This is a genomic window from Bradyrhizobium sp. Pa8, from assembly GCF_052588265.1.
Window position 1 is genome coordinate 5,347,679 of record NZ_CP176767.1, and the last position, 17,102, is coordinate 5,364,780.

At 64.6% G+C, this 17,102-nt stretch carries 18 protein-coding genes; 16 read left to right on the forward strand and 2 right to left on the reverse strand.

Features of this window, described 5'->3' with window-relative positions; translation table 11 throughout:
* The first annotated feature begins 129 nt into the window (after positions 1–129).
* From ACKWRH_RS24870 to ACKWRH_RS24890, 5 genes are read left to right on the forward strand one after another with little or no spacing between them, the layout of a single operon-like run.
* Positions 130–492, forward strand: coding sequence for a hypothetical protein (locus ACKWRH_RS24870; RefSeq protein ID WP_445215664.1), 363 nt, complete (start codon positions 130–132; stop codon positions 490–492).
* A 55-nt stretch (positions 493–547) separates the two neighbouring features.
* Entirely contained in the window at positions 548–1,822 is a 1,275-nt protein-coding gene (gene ihpA / locus ACKWRH_RS24875; protein ID WP_445215665.1) for a divalent metal ion exporter subunit IhpA, read from the forward strand.
* Entirely contained in the window at positions 1,819–2,796 is a 978-nt protein-coding gene (ihpB, locus tag ACKWRH_RS24880; RefSeq protein ID WP_445215666.1) for a divalent metal ion exporter adaptor subunit IhpB, read from the forward strand. The genes ihpA and ihpB overlap by 4 nt, the downstream gene beginning before the upstream one ends.
* Complete coding sequence (locus ACKWRH_RS24885) at positions 2,789–6,007, forward strand: efflux RND transporter permease subunit (RefSeq protein WP_445215667.1); 3,219 nt, start codon at positions 2,789–2,791, stop codon at positions 6,005–6,007. Before ihpB ends, ACKWRH_RS24885 begins: the two co-directional genes overlap by 8 nt.
* Positions 6,008–6,009: 2 nt before the next feature.
* Positions 6,010–6,984, forward strand: coding sequence for a cation diffusion facilitator family transporter (locus tag ACKWRH_RS24890; RefSeq protein WP_445215668.1), 975 nt, complete (start codon positions 6,010–6,012; stop codon positions 6,982–6,984).
* 123 nt (positions 6,985–7,107) lie between these two features.
* Here the strand turns inward: ACKWRH_RS24890 and ACKWRH_RS24895 are convergent, their stop codons facing one another.
* Entirely contained in the window at positions 7,108–7,968 is an 861-nt protein-coding gene (locus ACKWRH_RS24895; protein WP_445215669.1) for a methyltransferase domain-containing protein, read from the reverse strand.
* Positions 7,969–8,147: 179 nt separating this feature from the next.
* Complete coding sequence (locus ACKWRH_RS24900) at positions 8,148–8,339, reverse strand: hypothetical protein (RefSeq protein WP_445215670.1); 192 nt, start codon at positions 8,337–8,339, stop codon at positions 8,148–8,150.
* A 663-nt stretch (positions 8,340–9,002) separates the two neighbouring features.
* Here ACKWRH_RS24900 and ACKWRH_RS24905 point away from each other — a divergent pair.
* The 11 genes from ACKWRH_RS24905 to ACKWRH_RS24955 all read left to right on the forward strand — a co-directional run bounded on the left by ACKWRH_RS24905 (position 9,003) and on the right by ACKWRH_RS24955 (position 17,088).
* Positions 9,003–10,466 carry a tyrosine-type recombinase/integrase gene (locus ACKWRH_RS24905; RefSeq protein ID WP_445215671.1) on the forward strand — a complete coding sequence of 488 codons (1,464 nt, stop codon included), beginning with the start codon at positions 9,003–9,005 and terminating at the stop codon, positions 10,464–10,466.
* Between the two features lie 2 nt (positions 10,467–10,468).
* The gene (locus ACKWRH_RS24910) at positions 10,469–10,897 is read left to right on the forward strand and encodes a hypothetical protein (protein ID WP_445215672.1); all 429 of its coding nucleotides are present in this window, start codon (positions 10,469–10,471) and stop codon (positions 10,895–10,897) included.
* 87 nt (positions 10,898–10,984) lie between these two features.
* Positions 10,985–11,185, forward strand: a complete 201-nt coding sequence (locus ACKWRH_RS24915) for a helix-turn-helix transcriptional regulator (RefSeq protein ID WP_445215673.1) — start codon at positions 10,985–10,987, stop codon at positions 11,183–11,185.
* Between the two features lie 38 nt (positions 11,186–11,223).
* A complete protein-coding gene (locus ACKWRH_RS24920) occupies positions 11,224–11,571 on the forward strand; it encodes a hypothetical protein (protein ID WP_445215674.1) in 348 nt (115 codons plus the stop codon).
* Complete coding sequence (locus tag ACKWRH_RS24925) at positions 11,568–11,852, forward strand: transcriptional coactivator p15/PC4 family protein (RefSeq protein WP_445215675.1); 285 nt, start codon at positions 11,568–11,570, stop codon at positions 11,850–11,852. The genes ACKWRH_RS24920 and ACKWRH_RS24925 overlap by 4 nt, the downstream gene beginning before the upstream one ends.
* Complete coding sequence (locus tag ACKWRH_RS24930) at positions 11,845–12,735, forward strand: toprim domain-containing protein (protein ID WP_445215676.1); 891 nt, start codon at positions 11,845–11,847, stop codon at positions 12,733–12,735. Before ACKWRH_RS24925 ends, ACKWRH_RS24930 begins: the two co-directional genes overlap by 8 nt.
* Positions 12,732–13,928 (forward strand): AAA family ATPase, encoded by a 1,197-nt coding sequence (locus tag ACKWRH_RS24935; protein WP_445215677.1) that lies wholly within the window; start codon positions 12,732–12,734, stop codon positions 13,926–13,928. The genes ACKWRH_RS24930 and ACKWRH_RS24935 overlap by 4 nt, the downstream gene beginning before the upstream one ends.
* Before the next feature lie 625 nt (positions 13,929–14,553).
* The gene (locus ACKWRH_RS24940) at positions 14,554–14,712 is read left to right on the forward strand and encodes a hypothetical protein (RefSeq protein ID WP_445215678.1); all 159 of its coding nucleotides are present in this window, start codon (positions 14,554–14,556) and stop codon (positions 14,710–14,712) included.
* Entirely contained in the window at positions 14,712–15,332 is a 621-nt protein-coding gene (locus tag ACKWRH_RS24945; protein ID WP_445215679.1) for a hypothetical protein, read from the forward strand. The genes ACKWRH_RS24940 and ACKWRH_RS24945 overlap by 1 nt, the downstream gene beginning before the upstream one ends.
* Entirely contained in the window at positions 15,325–16,851 is a 1,527-nt protein-coding gene (locus ACKWRH_RS24950) for a terminase large subunit domain-containing protein (protein ID WP_445215680.1), read from the forward strand. The genes ACKWRH_RS24945 and ACKWRH_RS24950 overlap by 8 nt, the downstream gene beginning before the upstream one ends.
* Before the next feature lie 9 nt (positions 16,852–16,860).
* Positions 16,861–17,088: a helix-turn-helix domain-containing protein gene (locus ACKWRH_RS24955; protein ID WP_445215681.1), complete on the forward strand. Its 228-nt coding sequence runs from the start codon at positions 16,861–16,863 to the stop codon at positions 17,086–17,088.
* Positions 17,089–17,102 lie beyond the last annotated feature (14 nt).

Here is a 17,102-nt window from a genome sequence, read left to right on the forward strand (position 1 = left end):
CGACGTCGCTGCTTGCAATCGCATGGATACACGCGGGTGCGACGTTCAGTTCCCCACACGTAACATTATTGCGGGTCGACACTATTCCGGTCGCCATGCTACGAACCCGGACGTAACCAGAGTGACTTCGTGACTGCGATCCGCCGCCCGATCAGATTGTTTCGCCTGCGCAACTGGCGCGGGCTGTTGGCTGCGTGTCTCGCAATCAGCTATCTGCTGTCGGGCGTGTTGCATACGTGCCAATGCCTGGACGTGACCAATCCGTTCGGCCAGCTGGAAATCGCCGTGTCGCCGGGACCCGATTCCGGAGATACGGATAGCAAGACGCTGGCAGCCCATCACTGTCATGGCTGTTTCTCGGTGGTCTTCGCACAACTGCTGCTGTCTGGCGCAATGTCGGACTTGGTGGCCGCGTCAAATCCGCCTCGTCTGACTGTGCTTGCAGGCGTCGTGCCTGACACCGACTCTCCGCCCCCCAAACATCTGACCTGAACTGATCAGCCGGGCGCCCATGCGCCCACGATACGATTGTTCACAGGTCACCTTCATGTCTTGCAGACGGACTGCCGCGCGCCTTGCCTGCGCGATGGCGATTTTCGTTGGCCCCTGGCTGACGCAGCACACGCACGCCCAGACGCTTACGATGCGGAGCGCGCTGTCGCGCGCACTGGCCGCGAGCCCGCGGCTCACCGCGGCGGAGCGCGATGTCGGCATCGCCACCGGGCAGCGCATCCAAGCCGGCGCGCTGCTCAATCCGGAACTCTCCTATGAGCAGGACAATTCGTTCGGATCGGGCATCTATCGCGGCACAAGATCGGCCGAGACCACGCTCCAGATCAGCCAGGCCTTCGAGCTGTTCGGCAAGCGTGATGCGCGGATCGCCGCGGGCGCCGCCGGCATCGAGGTGGCCGCGATCCAGCGCAAGGCCGTCAGGCTGGAGGTGCTGTCGGAGACCGCGATCGCCTTCCTCAGCGTGCTCGGCGCGCAGCGGCGCATCCAGATCCTCGACGAGCAGATCGCCGCGATCGACCGGCTGACGCCGCTGCTGCGCCGCCGCGTCGAGGCCGGCGCCTCCTCGCCGGCCGAGACCGGCCGCGCCGAGGTTGCGTCCGCCCTGGTGAAGGCCGACCGCGAACGCTTCAAGGCGACGCTGGCGAGCGCCCGGCGCGAGCTTGCGGTGCTGATGGGGGATCCCGCAGCAAAATTCGGCGAGGTCTCCGGCCGGCTCGACACCACGGGAAAGACGCCGACGTTCCAGTCGGTCGTCGCCGCCATCGATGCCAATCCGCAGCTGGTGCGCTGGACGGCGGTGTATGCCCAGCGCAATGCCGAGCTGTTGATGGCGCGCTTAAGGCCCTATCCCGACGTGCGCATCGCGGCGGGATGGCGCCATTTCAACGAGACCAATGACGACGCGGTGCGCCTCACCGTCTCGGTGCCGATTCCCGTGTTCGACCAGAACCAGGGCAACATCCTCTCGGCGCAGGAAAGCCTGGCCAAGACCAGGGCCGAACGCGAGGCCAACCGCAACACGCTGATCGTGGTCGCCGGCCGCGCCTACGACTCGCTCCAGGGCTCGCTGCGCGAGCTCGCCGTTCTGCGCGAGACCGCGATCCCGAAAGCCACGGAAGCGTCGGAGGCGATCGCGCAGGGCTACGGCCAGGGCCGCTTCACCCTGCTCGAAGTGCTCGACGCCCAGGCGAGCGTCACCCAGGCGCGTCTGCGCGAGCAGGAGGCGCTGCAGAACTTCCATGCCGGCGTTGCGACCATCGAGGGCCTCGTCGGCAATCCCTTTGCGCTGGCCCGGGAGAGCGCGCGATGAAGACATCCTCCACCATTCTGGTCGCCATCGTGGCCGCAGCACTCGGCGCCTACGGCTATTCCCTGCTCGCGCCGGCCAGGGTCGCGCCCGCCGACCATGCCGAGCATTCCGAACAGAAGAAGCCGAACGACCATGTCGAGCAGGACGAGCACGGCGCCGACCGCATCCGCATCTCAGACGTCAAGCTGGCCGCCGCCGGCGTGGTGCTGGCGGAAGCTGCGAGTGCGACGCTGACCGATACGCTGTCTTTCAACGGCATTCTGCGCGCCAACCAGGAAGCCGTCGTGCAGGTGACGCCGCGCTTTCCGGGGGTCGCCAAATCGATCCAGAAGCGCATCGGCGACAGGGTCGGCAAGGACGACCTGCTCGCCGCGATCGAGAGCAACCAGAGCCTCACCGTCTACGAGCTGAAGGCGCCGATCGCAGGCACCATCATCGAGCGGCAGATCTCGCTCGGCGAATACGCCTCCGAGCAGAAGCCGGCCTTCGTGGTCGCCGACCTCTCCACCATCTGGGTCGACCTCTCCATTTACCGGCAGGACCTCCGGCGCGTTCGTCTCAATGACGAGGTGCTGATCGATCCCGACGACGGCCGCGGCGAGATCAAGGGCACGATCTCCTACATGGCGCCGATCGGCAGCAGCGAGACCCAGACCGCGCTCGCCCGCGTGGTGCTGCCAAATCCGGACGGGCGCCTGCGTCCTGGCCTGTTCGTCACGGCGCGGCTGATCCTCGCCGCGCGCAACGTCGCTGTCGCCGTACGCCGAAGTGCGATCCAGACGCTGGAGAACAGGACCATCGTGTTCGTCCGCGAGGACGGCGACAAGATCGAGGCGCGCCCCGTGGAGCTCGGGGATTCCGATCCGCGCCATGTCGAGATCAAGGCGGGTCTTTCGGCCGGCGAGCACTACGTCGCGGAGAACAGTTTTGTCGTGAAGGCGGAAATGGGCAAGGGCGAGGCCGAGCATGATTGAGCGTCTCATCGCCGTCTCGCTTCAGCAGCGCTGGCTGGTCCTCCTGCTCGCGCTCGGCGCCGTCGCGTTCGGAGCGTGGAATTTCCAGCGCCTGCCGATCGACGCCGTCCCCGACATCACCAACGTCCAGGTCCAGATCAACACCCGCGCGCCCGGCTACTCGCCACTCGAAACCGAGCAGCGCATCACCTTCCCCGTCGAGACCGCGATGGGCGGCCTGCCGAAGCTCGATTACACCCGCTCGCTGTCGCGCTACGGCCTAAGCCAGGTCACGGTCGTCTTCAAGGACGGCACCGACATCTATTTTGCCCGCCAGCTCGTGGGCGAACGCATCCAGCAGGTGAAGGACCAGCTTCCGGCGGGCGTCGAGGTCGCGATGGGCCCGGTCTCGACCGGCTTAGGCGAAATCTTCATGTACACCGTCGAGGCAAAGGCGGGCGCGAAGACGCAAGGCGGTCACGACTATTCGCTGACCGACCTCCGCACCGTGCAGGACTGGATCATCCGGCCGCAGCTTCGCAACGTGCCCGGAGTGATCGAGGTCAACACCATCGGCGGCTTCGAGCGGCAGTTCCACGTGCTGCCGGACCCCGGCAAGCTGATGGCTTACCGGCTTGGCTTTCGCGACGTCATGACGGCGCTCGCCGCCAACAACGCCAATGTCGGCGCGGGCTATATCGAGCGCAACGGTGAGCAGTATCTCGTGCGCTCCCCCGGCCAGGTCGGCAACATCGGCGAGATCCAGGACATCGTGATCGGCTCGCGGGGCGGCAATCCCGTCAGGATCAGGGATGTCGCCACCGTCACGGAAGGCCGCGACCTGCGCACTGGAGCGGCGACGCGCGACGGCGAGGAAACCGTGCTCGGCACCGCCATGCTGCTGATCGGCGAGAACAGCCGCAGCGTGGCGCGCCGCGTCGCAGCCCGTCTCGACGAGATCGCCAAATCGCTGCCCGACGGCGTCATGACGCGGACCGTCTACGACCGCACCCATCTGGTCGAGGCCACCATCCGCACGGTCAAAAACAACCTCCTCGAAGGTGCGGCCCTGGTCGTGGCCGTGCTGTTCCTGATCCTCGGAAACATCCGCGCCGCGCTCGTGGTGGCCTGCGTCATTCCCCTGTCCATGGCCATGACGATCACCGGCATGGTCGAAACAAAAGTCAGCGCGAACCTGATGAGCCTGGGTGCGATCGATTTCGGCATCATCGTCGACGGCGCCGTTATCATCGTCGAGAACTGCCTGCGCATGCTGGCCGAGGCGCAGCGCCAGAAAGGGGGGCTGCTCTCCACCCCCGAACGGCTGCGCGCGATCCTGCGCGGGTCGCGCGAGGTCATCAAGCCGAGCCTGTTCGGAACGCTGATCATCGCGGTTGTCTACCTGCCCGTGCTGACGCTGACCGGCGTCGAGGGCAAGATGTTCACGCCGATGGCGCTGACCGTGCTGATGGCACTGGGCGCCGCGGTGCTATTCTCCATCACCTTCGTGCCGGCGGCGGTTGCCATCTTCGTCACCGGCAAGGTGTCCGAGCACGAAAACCTGTTCATGCGGGTGGCGAAGCGCATCTATCTCCCCCTGCTCCGCCTCGCGATCGACAATCGGGTCGCGGTCACCGTCATGGCCGCCATCATCGTGGTCGCAAGCGGCATTGCCGCCGCGCGCATGGGCGGCGAGTTCATCCCGAGCCTGGACGAAGGCGACGTCGCACTGGCCTCGATCCGGATTCCCGGCACCAGCCTCACGCAATCGCTGGATCTGCAAAAGGCGCTGGAAAAGCGCATCAAGGAGATTCCCGAGGTGAAGGAATTCTTCACCCGCATCGGCACCGCCGAGATCGCGACCGACCCGATGTCGCCGGCGCAAACAGACGGCTACATCATGCTGAAGCCGCGCGCGGAATGGCCCGACCCGGACAAGCCGAAATCGGAAGTGATCGAGGCCATCGACCACGCCGCCGACGACATTCCCGGCAGCGCCTATGAAATCTCCCAGCCGATCCAGTTCCGTGTCAACGAGCTGATCTCCGGCGTGCGCAGCGACGTCGGCATCAAGGTCTTCGGCGACGACCTCGACATCCTCCAGGGCGCCGCAAAGCAGGTCGAGGCCGCAATCCGCAGCATCCGCGGCGCCAGCGACGTCAAGATCGAGCAGGTCTCGGGCCTGCCGATCCTCACCGTCCGGCTCGACCGCCAGGCGCTCGCCCGCTACGGGCTCAGCATCGGTGAGGTGCAGGGCATCGTCGAGATCGCTGTCGGCGGCAAGTCGGCAGGCAAGCTGTTCGAGGGCGATCGCCGTTTCGACATCGTCGTGCGCCTGCCCGAGCACCTGCGCGGCAATCTCGACGCGATCCGGGCCATCCCGATCCCGCTGCCGCCGAGCGAGGAAGCAGCAAGCGGCCCCGCCGTTCGAACAGCGCTGACCGCCTCTCCCCTTGCCCAGATGCGCTATGTCCCGCTGTCGTCGGTCGCGACCGTCGATGCGACGCCCGGCCCGAACCAGATCAGTCGCGAGAACGGCAAGCGGCGCATCGTCGTCACCGCCAATGTCCGCGCGCGCGATCTCGGTTCCTTCGTGAGCGAGGCGGAAACCGCCGTCGCCGAGAAGGTCAAGCTGCCGCCGGGCTATTGGATCGGCTGGGGCGGCCAGTTCGAGCAGCTGGTGTCGGCGACCAAGCGACTGACGATCGTGGTGCCGGTGGCACTGTTGCTGGTGTTCCTGCTACTGTTCATGGGCATGGGATCGGCGGCGGATGCAGCGCTCGTGTTCTCCGGCGTGCCGCTGGCCCTGACCGGCGGCGTTGCCGCGCTGCTGCTGCGCGGTATTCCCTTATCGATCAGCGCCGGCGTCGGCTTCATCGCGCTGTCGGGCGTCGCCGTACTCAATGGCCTCGTCATCATCGCCTTCATCGAGCGACTGCGCAGCGAAGGGCGGCCGATCGCAGAAGCCGTGCGCGAAGGTGCGCTGACGCGGCTGCGCCCGGTGCTGATGACCGCCCTGGTCGCCTCCCTCGGCTTCGTGCCGATGGCGCTCGCCACCGGCGCAGGCGCCGAGGTGCAGCGTCCGCTGGCGACCGTGGTGATCGGCGGCATCATCTCCTCGACCGTGCTGACGCTGCTGGTGCTGCCGGCGCTCTATGCGCTGTTCCGGCGTGACGGGGCTGCCGAAACGCCTACAATGGCGGCTGATTTGGCGGCGTCCGGGGAGCGCTAGATTTGGGCAGCCACGACCATCACGGTCATCACCACCATGATCATGCCGGGCACGGGCATGATCACGGGCATGACCACGCTCCCGGCCACGCGCATGTCCATGCGCCCGCCAATTTCGGCACGGCATTCGCGATCGGCATTTCGCTCAACACCGCGCTGGTCGTGGCCGAGGCGATCTACGGCTATATCGGCAACTCCACCGCCCTCCTCGCCGATGCCGGCCATAACCTCAGTGACGTGCTCGGCCTGGTCGTGGCCTGGTGCGCGTCGATCGCGGCAAGGCGCGCGCCGAGCGGCCGCTTCACCTACGGTTTTCGTGCCTCCACCATCCTGGCGGCGCTGGCAAATGCAGTGTTCCTGCTGGTCGCAACAGGGGCGATCGGCTGGGAGGCGATCTTGCGGCTGCGCGAGCCGGAGCCGGTCGCAGGCGTCACCGTGATGGTGGTCGCCGGCATCGGCATCCTCATCAACGGTTTTACCGCCATGCTGTTCGCGCGCGGACGCAAGGACGACATCAACATCGAAGGCGCCTATCTGCACATGGCGGCCGATGCCGCGGTCTCGCTCGGCGTCGTGGTCTCGGCGGCGCTGATCATCTGGACCGGCTGGCTCTGGCTCGACCCCGTCACCAGCCTCGTCATCTGCGCCACCATCCTCTGGAGCACCACCAGCCTGCTGCGCGGCTCCATCGATATGTCGATGGCGGCGGCGCCCAGGGGCACCGACATCGCCGCGATCAGGATCTTTCTGCTGGAGCGGCCCGGCGTCTCGGGAATCCACGATCTCCACGTCTGGCCGATCTCGACCACCGAGACGGCACTGACCTGCCATCTCGTCATGCCCACCGGGGCCGGCGATGCATTCCTGATGGAGACGGCGCAGATGCTGAGGGCGTCCTTCCGCATCGGCCACACCACGCTCCAGATCGAGACGCATCCCGACAATGGCTGCGCGCTGGCGCCGGATGATGTGGTGTAGGACTCACAGGCCCATCCACGTCGTCATTGCGAGGAGCAAAGCGACGAAGCAATCCAGACTGTCTCCGAGGACGCATTCTGGATTGCTTCGCTACGCTCGCAACGACGGTGGATAGAGCGCCGCCTACGCCGCCTTCGCCGTCACGATCCAGATCGCGCCCTGGAGCGCCACGCTCTGTCCCTTCATGAACGGCGCGAGCATCTCGCGGATCGAGGCTTTTGCGGCCGCATAGGTCTCCGGCGGATGGCCTTGCAGCGCGCGGCTGGCGGGGCCGATCTGGAGCGCGCCCTCGACGGCGGCGTCAAGCCCGCCGCCGATGGCGACATCCATTGCGAGATTGTGCGACTGCATCGCCACGTCCACGAAACCGGCTCCCTTCAGGATGCGCATCACGCGCTCTTCCGATGCAAAGGCGAACGGGCCCGGCTCTTCCGGCCCGACCGGCGGCATCTTCGGGACATGTTTGTAGACCGCCATCAGCGGCGCCATCATCCACGGGTTTTCCTTCGGCTCGCGCCAGCAGGCAAAGGCGAGCCGTCCGGTCGGCTTCAGCGCGCGGCGGAGGTTGGTGAAGGACGCAATGGGGTCGGCGAAGAACATGACGCCGAAGCGCGACGCCAGCAGGTCAAAGCTCGCCGGCTCGAACGGATGGACCGTCGCATCCGCCAGCACGAAATCGAGCGGCAGGCCTTTCGGCGCAAACGCGCGCGCCTGCGACAGCATCGGGTCGGAGACGTCGAGGCCGAGCGCGAAGCCATCAGGCGCGACAGCCTTCGCGAACGCGAACGTCGTCGCGCCGGAGCCGCAGCCGACGTCGATGACGCGCTCGCCCGGCTTCGGCTTGGCGCGGTCGATCAGGACATCGGCGATCGGCCCCAGCAAATTCTCCTGCGCCGCATGGCGATCGGCCCAGCGCTGTCCGCTCGGGCCGTTCCAATAGGCGATCTGGTCGGCATTCTCGGCGTGTCCGCTTGGCTGTTCCATGGATCCCCTCCCGGCAGCTTGGTCGAAAGACCCCGATGCCGAAAAGCAAGAACGCCGTCAACTGGGGCGGACTTTTCGGTCCACCTGTCAGCGGGACGTTCTTGCGTTCACGCCGCACCGCACGGCGTCAGAGGTTGACGGACGCGGAGGTTTCAACTGCCGACCTGCGCTACGCCGGATCATTCGGCCGCGAGCGAAACTCCGGTTCGCTTGGCAAGGACGCGGCGAAAGTCGGCTGCCAGCTCGTCGTAATAGTTGGCAAGCTCCTCGTAGAAGGCCCGACCGGCCTCGTCAGAAGCTTCTTGAGCCGCTTTCATGCAGTGGGCGGCTTTCGACTCGTACCTTTCCAGCTTGCTGCGAAGATCACTCATCACGGCGATACTCCACGCTGCCACAGGGAGCCGCAACGGTGGTTCGGATGGGGATCAAAAAGATGACCGAAAAATGGCAGTTTTAGACCCTTGGAGGGCCACTTCTGGGCGTCGGATGCCAGCGTAACGAGGCAGGACAGCCGCCAACGGCCAAATCGGCGCGGCGTCAGCCGCGACTACCAAATTGGAATGATCGAGCCGCGGCGGCTCATGCGTCGCGCTTCGCGCAGGCACGCCCGGCAGCAACGTCGATAAATGAGATCCAGCAGAGCGCACATTGGGCCAACCTCCGTTGTGACCTGCGGAGTTGACCTTGGCCCATTCGGGCGCTGGCGCCTGTGACGATCGTCACAAATGGTTCGGCCTTGCCTAGCCGAAAGTGCCCGCCTTCGCTCGCTTCGCGCTAACCTGCTGGGCTGGCCTGCCGAGCCGTAGCTCGCGAAGCGAGCGAAGGCTGGTGGGCGATCACGGATTCGAACCGCGGACCCTCTCGGTGTAAACGAGGGCATAGTCGGTTTCACTCCGTTTCACCCGTAGCATTCCGGTGTGCACAACCGACTAGATTCGTTGCGCTTTCCGCCCTGAAACCTATCATCGCATTTCAGGGGAGCACAACAGTAATCGCGTCAATTTGCTACCCGGTGTTACCCGAAAGGCATCACCATGGCGCGCGCCGCACTCACCGCCCTTTCTGTCCAGAAGATCAAACGCCCGACGTCAAAGGCCTCTCGGGCGGAGAAGTACGACAGCATCGTCCCCGGCTTCGGGTGTCGCGTGACGTCGGAGGGAACGAGGTCCTGGATCTACGTCTACACTTCGCCCACGCAGAACAAGCGGCGCCGCTACACGATCGGCGCAGTCGAGTTCGGGAGGGACGACGTTAGCGGCGAACGGCTGGCCGACGGCATCACGACATTCGACCTTGAGCAGGCCCGAGCCAAGGCCCAGCAGCTCCGCGACATGGTGCGGAAAAAGAAGGACCCGTCCGACGAGTTGAAGAAGGCCGAGGCGTCAGCAGCAGACGAAGCGGCCGCCCAGGCCAAAGAGACCGCGAGGCCGACCTTCGCGATCGTGGCTGAAACCTACAAGGCCCGCGAGCTCGGCCGGAAGCGCCGCGGCGCCGAGCTTGGACGCATCATCGATCGGGAACTCATCGCGCCTTGGGGCAAGAAGGCCGCCGTCGACATCACATCGATCGATGTTGAGGAGCGCATTCTGTCACTGGTCAATGCCGGCAAACCCGAAGCCGCTCGCAAGCTTCTCGAAGTCATCCGCCAGATCTTCGATTGGGCAATAGCTCATCCATCCTATCGGCTGGAGCGCTCGCCTGCGGATCGAATGAACGCCATGAAGCTGATCGGCAAGAAGGTGAAGCGCAAGCGCATCCTCTCGGATGACGAGCTGCGCGCAGCATGGCGCGCCGCCTGCCGCATGGGTTATCCCTTCGGCGACATGGTCAAGGTGCTGATGTTGACAGCACTACGTCGCAACGAAGCAGCAGAAGCACATCGATCTGAATTCGAGATCGGACGCAAGCTCTGGACCATCCCGGCCGAGCGCATGAAGGGCGAGGAGGATGAGAGCGGGCCCCACGTCGTGCCGCTTTGCGCTGATCTGCTGGCCCTCGTCGAGGGATTGCCTCGTTTCAATGGTGGCGACTTCCTGTTCAGCACGGGTGACGGGGCAGAGCCGATTTCCGGCTTCTCAAAGATGAAGCGTCGTTTCGACAAGCTGATGTTGGAGGAGCTTCGCAAGATCGCAACAGAGCGCAGCGACGCTGCGCTACTGGCTCGCATTGTTGAAATCGAAACCGCAATGGGCAAGCTGAGCCGGGTCCAGGGCGAGGAGCGGAAAAAGATCGTCGCAGATCTGAAGCGATTATGGTATGTTTTGCACGACATCCGCAGGACGGTGCGAACTCATCTTTCGGCGTTGCCAGTCCCTGAACTCGTCCGCGAACTCATCCTCGCTCACGCCAAGCCCGAACTCCACAAGATCTATGATCAGTGGGCATACGTCGACGAGAAGCGCGAAGCCTTGGAGCTATGGACGGCGCGGCTTAGGGGCATCATCGAGATGCCGCCGAGCGATGCTCCAGCCGACAACGTCATCGCGCTTCGGGCATAGGCATGAAGCGACCAAAGCCCGGCGACACCTCGGCAGCAGCCTATGACCTCGGGCTAACGGAAGAGGCGCGCCAGGATTACAGGCAACGTCTGTCGCTGATGTTTGCAGAGGCGTGTGCTATTTTCGGACCAGACACAGCTGCGTCGCTTTTCCGCGACGAGATCAAGGCTGGGCCGAAACGGGTCAAGCGTCAGCGGCCGCCGCCGCCGCGCAAGAGTAAGGGCCCGCATGATCCTGAAAGTGATCGCGACCTTGTCATGCTCTGGAAAGCTGGCAGCTGGGAAAGCAAGCGAGCCTTTGCTGAGGCTGCACTTAAAAATCAGTCGGTGAAACATCGAGGGAGGTCACGCGCCCAAGACAAAAATTTGCGTGACAGTCTCGTCCGACGGCTCAATCGTGCGCTTCAGCGCAAGAGTGAGACAAATAGGTAAGCTATAAATCGTGGCCTAACTGTCTCACCATGGCGGGACGAATACGCGATAGATGGGAAGACATTCCACTCAAAGGGATGTCACTCCATGAAAATCCTTCGCCGCCCCGAGATCGTTGAGCGGTCCGGCCTCAGCTATCCTACGATCTGGCGCAAGATCCAAACAGGCACATTTCCCAAGCCCGTCCAGCTTGGCCCCAACTCGGTTGGCTGGGTTGAGGAAGAATTCGAGGCCTGGGCGAAATCGCTCCCGCGCGGGCACATCAAGCTTGAACGGGAAGTCGCCTGAACGAGAAACGCCGCCCCTGACCGGGCGGCGCTCGTGTTTTGGATCAGCAAATCGAGATCAGCAACATGCCCATACAGCAAACCGGAATCCCGCGTCAACGTCTGCCAAATCGAAGGGCATCTGAAACGCTTTCGTTCGAGCATGCGGGCGCCGACTTCACGATGACGGCCGGCCGATATGCAGACGGCCGCCTTGGCGAAATCTTCATCGGCGCCGCTCACGCAAACAGCCTGCTCGACGCGCTCGCATCCGACGCCGCGATCGCGCTTTCCTTTGCCTTGCAACACGGCGCCGACCTCGACGCGCTCAAACTCGCCATGAAGCGAAACAGCCGCGGCGAACCTTCCTCGCCGATCGGGGCCGCGCTCGACCAGGTGACGCCATGAGCGCGAAGCCCGCACCTCTCGCCGAGCCGGTCACGGTAGCAAAGATATCGAAGAACCGACGCCGCACCGAGGCCGTGCACATCGGTTTGAGCGAATACGAGGGGCACAACCTCATCAATGTTCGCGTTTACGCCACCGGGACCGACGGCATCGACCGCCCAACAACCCGCGGCATTTCAATGTCCGTGCGCAAGCTGCCCGAGTTGGCCCGCGCCATCGTCAAGGCGGAAGCTGAGGCGCGCAGATTGGGCCTTCTCGACGGCGGCGCTGACCATGATTGATCATCTCGACCTCGCATCCATCGATGGCCTCACCGGCGGCCGGATCGGCTGCCATGACGTACCATGTCCGCTCTGCGGCCCAACGAAACGCGCGCGGGTAAACCAGCGCCGCAAAGTGCTTCGCGTCTGGCGCCTCGACGGTGGCTTTGCCGGCTATCACTGCGCGCGTTGCGGTGAGAAGGGCTCGACGCGCGACCGCAACGCATCTCCTCCCGATGCTGCTGCGCTTCAGCGCGCCCATGCCGAGGCAACCGAGCGCGAGCGCGTCGCATCAGCCGAGCGCCTGCAGAAGGCGAACTGGCTGTGGTCGCTGCGCGAGCCGATCGCCGGTACGGACGCCGAGACCTACCTGCGCGAGGCCCGCGGCTATGGCGGACCGCTGCCCGGGACCCTGGGATTTTTACGGGGTCGCGGCGACCATCCGGCGGCTATGATCGGGGCCTTCGGCATTCCCTCGGAGCCGGAGCCTGGAGTTATCCACATCCCCGCGCAAGCTCTGCGTGGCGTGCATATCACGCGGCTCGCTCCCGGCGGCCGCGGCAAGGCTGGCACCGCGCAGGACAAGATCATGATCGGCCGCTCGCTGGGCTCGCCGGTCGTGCTGGCGCCCGCGAACGACCTGCTTGGCCTGGTGATTGCCGAGGGCATCGAGGACGCCGTGTCGGTGCACGAAGCCACAGGCCTTGGCGCCTGGGCGGCAGGCGCAGCGTCCAGGCTGCCGGCGCTCGCCGACGTCCTGCCCGGCTATGTCGACTGCATCACCATCATGGTCGACGACGACCCCGACGGGAGGCGGCACGCTGCCGAACTTGCCCGCCAAGTTCAGCGGCGCGGGATCGAGGTGCGGTCAATCCTTCTGCCCCAGCACCGGGAGGCCGCATGAGCACCGACGCGAACGGATATGCGCGCGCAAACGGCAGCGCGGCGTTGCGGCAAGTGATCGACGGCTCATCCTCACCCTCCGCGCGGGGCGGCTGGCGTTTCCTGACCGAGCACAAGGTCACGGCGCCTCAAATGTTAATCAAGGGCATCGCGCCCTATCGCGGGATCCTGTTCATCGGTGGCCAGTCCGGCGCCGGCAAGACGTTCATCGCGTGCCACATGGCCAACTCGCTGGCGAGCGCGTCCCCGTTCTTTGAACGCGCGGTCAAGGAACGCATCGCCTGTGCCATCGTCAGCAAGGAAGGCACCGAGAACATCGGTAACCGCCTGACCGCGGATGCGCAGGCCCGCGGGCTCGACATCCGGCAGCTGCCCATTGCCTGGCGGGGCGACCTGCCCGAGATCAAGACGGCCGAGGACGTCGAGCGCGTCACTCGCGAACTGCTCGAGCTGGCGGACAAGATCAAGGCCCGCTTTGGCGTCCGCACCGGCGCCTCGTTCTTCGACACCATCGCCGCAAATTTCTTCATGGCGGATGAGAACAGCAACGGCGAAATCGCCCAGGTGATCGGCAAGCTCCGGGAGTTCGAGACCAAAACTCAAGGCCTCGTCATTCCGGTGCACCACTACGGCAAGCAGGATGCCGCCGGGCTGCGCGGCGGTTCGCTCTGGCGCGGTGGTGCCGACGTGGTGCTCAGCGTGCTCGCCGATCGCGACGACCGCACCGGCAAGGTCTCAGGTCGAGAGCTGGCGCTCGCCAAGGCCCGCGACGGTTTGGAGGGCCCGATAGCCTCCTTCGAGCTCAAGCCGCACGACCTCGGCATGGACGAGGACGACGAACCGTTCGGCTCGCTAGTGGTCGTCCCGGGAAATCCCGGGGAGACGGTCATTCGTTCCAAGCGTCCGAAGGCGGACAAGCGATCGGTCGTCACACTCCGCGAGGCTGTCATCGAGGCCACCGACGCAGCCGGCAAGGAAATTCGGGTTCGTGCAGACGGTCCGGTGGTCCGCGCGGTCGAGGTGCGCAACGTCCGCACCGAGTTCTATCGCCGCTACGTCACCGACGAAGACGACGTCACGAAGGCCGCCAGCGCCAAGCAGAAGGCCTTCCGGCGCCTGCTCAACGAACTGCCGCCCGACATGGCCACGTCCACGCAGGACGGTTCGGAGTGGCTCTGGAGGGTCGACCAATGATCCGCCGAAGGGCTTTCACGCGGAATGGTGACGATAGACCTCACACTGTTTCAGAAGTTCGGGCGCCTATGTGCGCGCACCCGCGAGGCAGGACCGACGGGACAACCCCGGTCCGGACGGACACCGGACAAGACGGACACACCCTAAAGGGTTGTGTCTGTCCTGTCCGGTTTGTCCGGTCCCACGGACTTGCCAGACATCACCGGACATTGTCCGCAATGTCCCGTCTGTCCGGTCTGTCCGTTTGGGGTGAAGGACGCGAGGAGATGGTCCTCGTCGGTCTCTCAACCAGTAGATATTCCCTCCAGGCATCCCAGCACCGAGAGCACATCGCTGAGCACGATAGCTTCCATGAGTCATATCAAAGGCTTGGCCCTCGTCGCTCATTCGCGGGTAACAGCCGGGTAACAAGCGAAACGTCTGACCTCGCGAACTGTTTGGGAGCGGGCCAGACCACCTTTCCAAATCGACCCCCCACCCCCGGAAAACCCGCACCGGCCTGCATATCGACGTTCCATCTCCCTAGCCGGCGGCCATCCCCCAACCTGTTTCGGATTTTTTCGGTGCGTTGCTGCGGAGGGCCGTCTTTCACACCATGGCGCGGAACAATGAGGAGTGATTTGCGATGAAGCGGCGCGATCGACTGACGTTCGAGATGGAGCCCGACACGAAGACGACGCTGGAGACCTGGGCGCGCGAGGAGGACCGGAGCGTCGGCAGCCTGTTGCGGCGGATCGTTGACAAGGCGGCCCAGGAGCGGCGCGCGGCCGCGGAGGCACGCTGATGGTGAAGGCCAAGCAGAAAACTACACTGCCGGCAGCCAAGCCGGACTGGGGGCAACTAGGGCCGGCGATGCGGGCGCTGCCGAATGATCAGTGGCGCGCGTTCTGCCACGAGCTCGTCACCGGCAAGCCGGGCCATGGCCGCTATGCGCGGGCGGCGCGCGCGGCCGGATTTGGGAAGGCCTCGCCCCCGGTGAACGTCGCCAAGATCGCCTGGAAGATTGCACACGACGACCGGATGATTGCGGCCATCACGGAGGAGAGCCGCAAATACCTGCGCGGCGGCCACCCGGAGGCGGTCGCGGCTTTGCTCGCCATGATCCGCACCCCTGCGCATCGCGACCACGGCCGCGCCGTCCTGAGCCTGCTGGACCGCGTCGACCCGGTTGTGAGCAAGCAGGTCGTCGACGTGACACACCGGATTGTCGACCCCGATCAGGAAGCCCTTGAGGAGCTGCGCGCGCTGCGGCAGCTGGGGGTGTCCCGCGAAAAGATGGTCGAGACCTTCGGGGGCAACGGTCTGGCGCGGCTGGAACGGCTCGAAGCTGCCGAGATCGCCCGCCGCGCGACGGAAGCAAAAATCATCGATGGACACGTGATCGAGGTGCAGAACAATGGCTGACGAAACACCCGATCCGCAGGCATTGATCCGGCTCGCCCGGCAAACGCTTTCGTCCTCCGAGCGGCGCAAGAAATACCGCCGCATCGACTTTCTCGACGAAAGCTATTGGTATCCGAGCCAGAAGGCGTTCTTCATGGCCGGATCCAGCGGAGTGCATCAGCGGCTGATCTACGGCGGCAACCAATCGGGCAAGACGCTGTCCGCCGGCTTCGAGGTCGCGCTGCACATGAGCGGCGATTATCCGTTCTGGTGGACCGGCAAGCGCTTCATGAAGCCAATCCGCTGCTGGGCTGTCGGCGAGTCCGGGCAGCTCGTGCGCGACACTCTGCAGAAGAAGCTCTGCGGTGACGATGAATTCGGCACCGGCCTTATCCCGCTCGAAAGCTACGGCAAGAAGCCCGTTATGGTCCCTGGCGGCACCGGCGCGATCGACACCATGTTCGTCACCCATCAAACCGACGGCATATCAGACGGAACCTCGAGCCTCACGTTCAAATCGTTCGAAATGCGGCGCGAGAAGCTTCAGGGCGAATCAGTCGACTTGATCTGGATCGACGAGCGGCCGAGTGAAGAAATCTATTCCGAGCTTCTGGCCCGCACCAGCGCGACCGACGGCCACCTCATCGTCAGCTTTACGCCTGTCGGCGAAGGCGCCGCGGCCGGCGTGACCTACAAATTCCTGTCCGAACCATCCTCCGATCGCGCGGTGTTTCGCATCCCAAGCGCGGAGGTGAAGCACATCTCGGAATCCCGCCGCGAGGAGCTCTCTTCCGGGTATGCCGAGCACGAGCGCGAAGCCCGGATCGAAGGCACGCCACAGCTCGGCGCCGGCCCCGTGTTTCCGCTGGAGCTATTGCCCACCGTCGTGAAGACTTTCAACCCGGACACCGATATCCCAACCTATGCACGTTGGTGCGTCGGCATCGACTTCGGTTTTGGCCATCCGTTCGCTGCGGCTCTGATCGCGTGGACCCACGACACTGGCCAAGTCTGGGTCGTCGACTCGTTCCGAATGGAGCGCTCCAGCGCGCTCTACCATACGCAGCGTATCCACTCGATGACGCGGGGCCTGCGCGTCCCGATCGCATGGCCCCATGACGGCAATCAGCACGACAAGGGCAGCGGTTTGTCGCTGTCGCTCCAGTACAAGAATTTTGGGGCCAACATGATGTCCAGCCACGCGGTAAACCATCGCACCAAGACCAATGCGGTCGAGCCGGCGCTCGAGGAAATGCGCGAGATGATGTTCGGCGGCAAGTTGGCGATTGCCTCACACAATGGTGAGTTGCTGGAGGAAATGCGCAACTACCACCGGAACGAAGATTTCAAACTCGTCAAACATCGTGACGACCTCGTCTCTGCGCTCCGATACGGCATTATGATGCGGCGCCAAGGTAAGGCGCTGCACGAATGCGACGGCATCGGCTACGGCGCAATGCCATTCGCGGAGCAGCGGCGTCGCGACACCGGCGGCGACATCGCCAAAGGGCTCAACTTCGATGTGTTTACTGGCGAATAGCGCGGGCCGATGACTGGCAGTTCAATCAACTCAGCACCGGATTTGGCTGAACGGTTTCGGCGACGCGCGATCGAGCTCGGTTTGACCCAACGTGAAGTCGATGACTTGGCGCGATTGTCGTCCGGATACTTCGCGACGATTTGCTCGGGCAGCAAGATCCCCGGCGGCGAAATCATCGTGCGCATTTGTGCGGCGTTGCAGATTGAACTGTGGCTCGTGGAAAGAGTTGGCGAGTAATCATTTGCCGTACT

What these genes read in the sequence shown, in the direction of transcription:
- ihpA (WP_445215665.1), top strand. Translation starts at nt 548, where the DNA reads ATGTCTTGCAGACGGACTGCCGCGCGCCTTGCCTGCGCGATGGCGATT.
- ihpB (WP_445215666.1), top strand. Translation starts at nt 1,819, where the DNA reads ATGAAGACATCCTCCACCATTCTGGTCGCCATCGTGGCCGCAGCACTC.
- ACKWRH_RS24885 (WP_445215667.1), top strand. Translation starts at nt 2,789, where the DNA reads ATGATTGAGCGTCTCATCGCCGTCTCGCTTCAGCAGCGCTGGCTGGTC.
- ACKWRH_RS24895 (WP_445215669.1), bottom strand. Translation starts at nt 7,968, where the DNA reads ATGGAACAGCCAAGCGGACACGCCGAGAATGCCGACCAGATCGCCTAT.
- ACKWRH_RS24900 (WP_445215670.1), bottom strand. Translation starts at nt 8,339, where the DNA reads ATGAGTGATCTTCGCAGCAAGCTGGAAAGGTACGAGTCGAAAGCCGCC.
- ACKWRH_RS24905 (WP_445215671.1), top strand. Translation starts at nt 9,003, where the DNA reads ATGGCGCGCGCCGCACTCACCGCCCTTTCTGTCCAGAAGATCAAACGC.
- ACKWRH_RS24910 (WP_445215672.1), top strand. Translation starts at nt 10,469, where the DNA reads ATGAAGCGACCAAAGCCCGGCGACACCTCGGCAGCAGCCTATGACCTC.
- ACKWRH_RS24915 (WP_445215673.1), top strand. Translation starts at nt 10,985, where the DNA reads ATGAAAATCCTTCGCCGCCCCGAGATCGTTGAGCGGTCCGGCCTCAGC.
- ACKWRH_RS24925 (WP_445215675.1), top strand. Translation starts at nt 11,568, where the DNA reads ATGAGCGCGAAGCCCGCACCTCTCGCCGAGCCGGTCACGGTAGCAAAG.
- ACKWRH_RS24930 (WP_445215676.1), top strand. Translation starts at nt 11,845, where the DNA reads ATGATTGATCATCTCGACCTCGCATCCATCGATGGCCTCACCGGCGGC.
- ACKWRH_RS24935 (WP_445215677.1), top strand. Translation starts at nt 12,732, where the DNA reads ATGAGCACCGACGCGAACGGATATGCGCGCGCAAACGGCAGCGCGGCG.
- ACKWRH_RS24940 (WP_445215678.1), top strand. Translation starts at nt 14,554, where the DNA reads ATGAAGCGGCGCGATCGACTGACGTTCGAGATGGAGCCCGACACGAAG.
- ACKWRH_RS24945 (WP_445215679.1), top strand. Translation starts at nt 14,712, where the DNA reads ATGGTGAAGGCCAAGCAGAAAACTACACTGCCGGCAGCCAAGCCGGAC.
- ACKWRH_RS24950 (WP_445215680.1), top strand. Translation starts at nt 15,325, where the DNA reads ATGGCTGACGAAACACCCGATCCGCAGGCATTGATCCGGCTCGCCCGG.
- ACKWRH_RS24955 (WP_445215681.1), top strand. Translation starts at nt 16,861, where the DNA reads ATGACTGGCAGTTCAATCAACTCAGCACCGGATTTGGCTGAACGGTTT.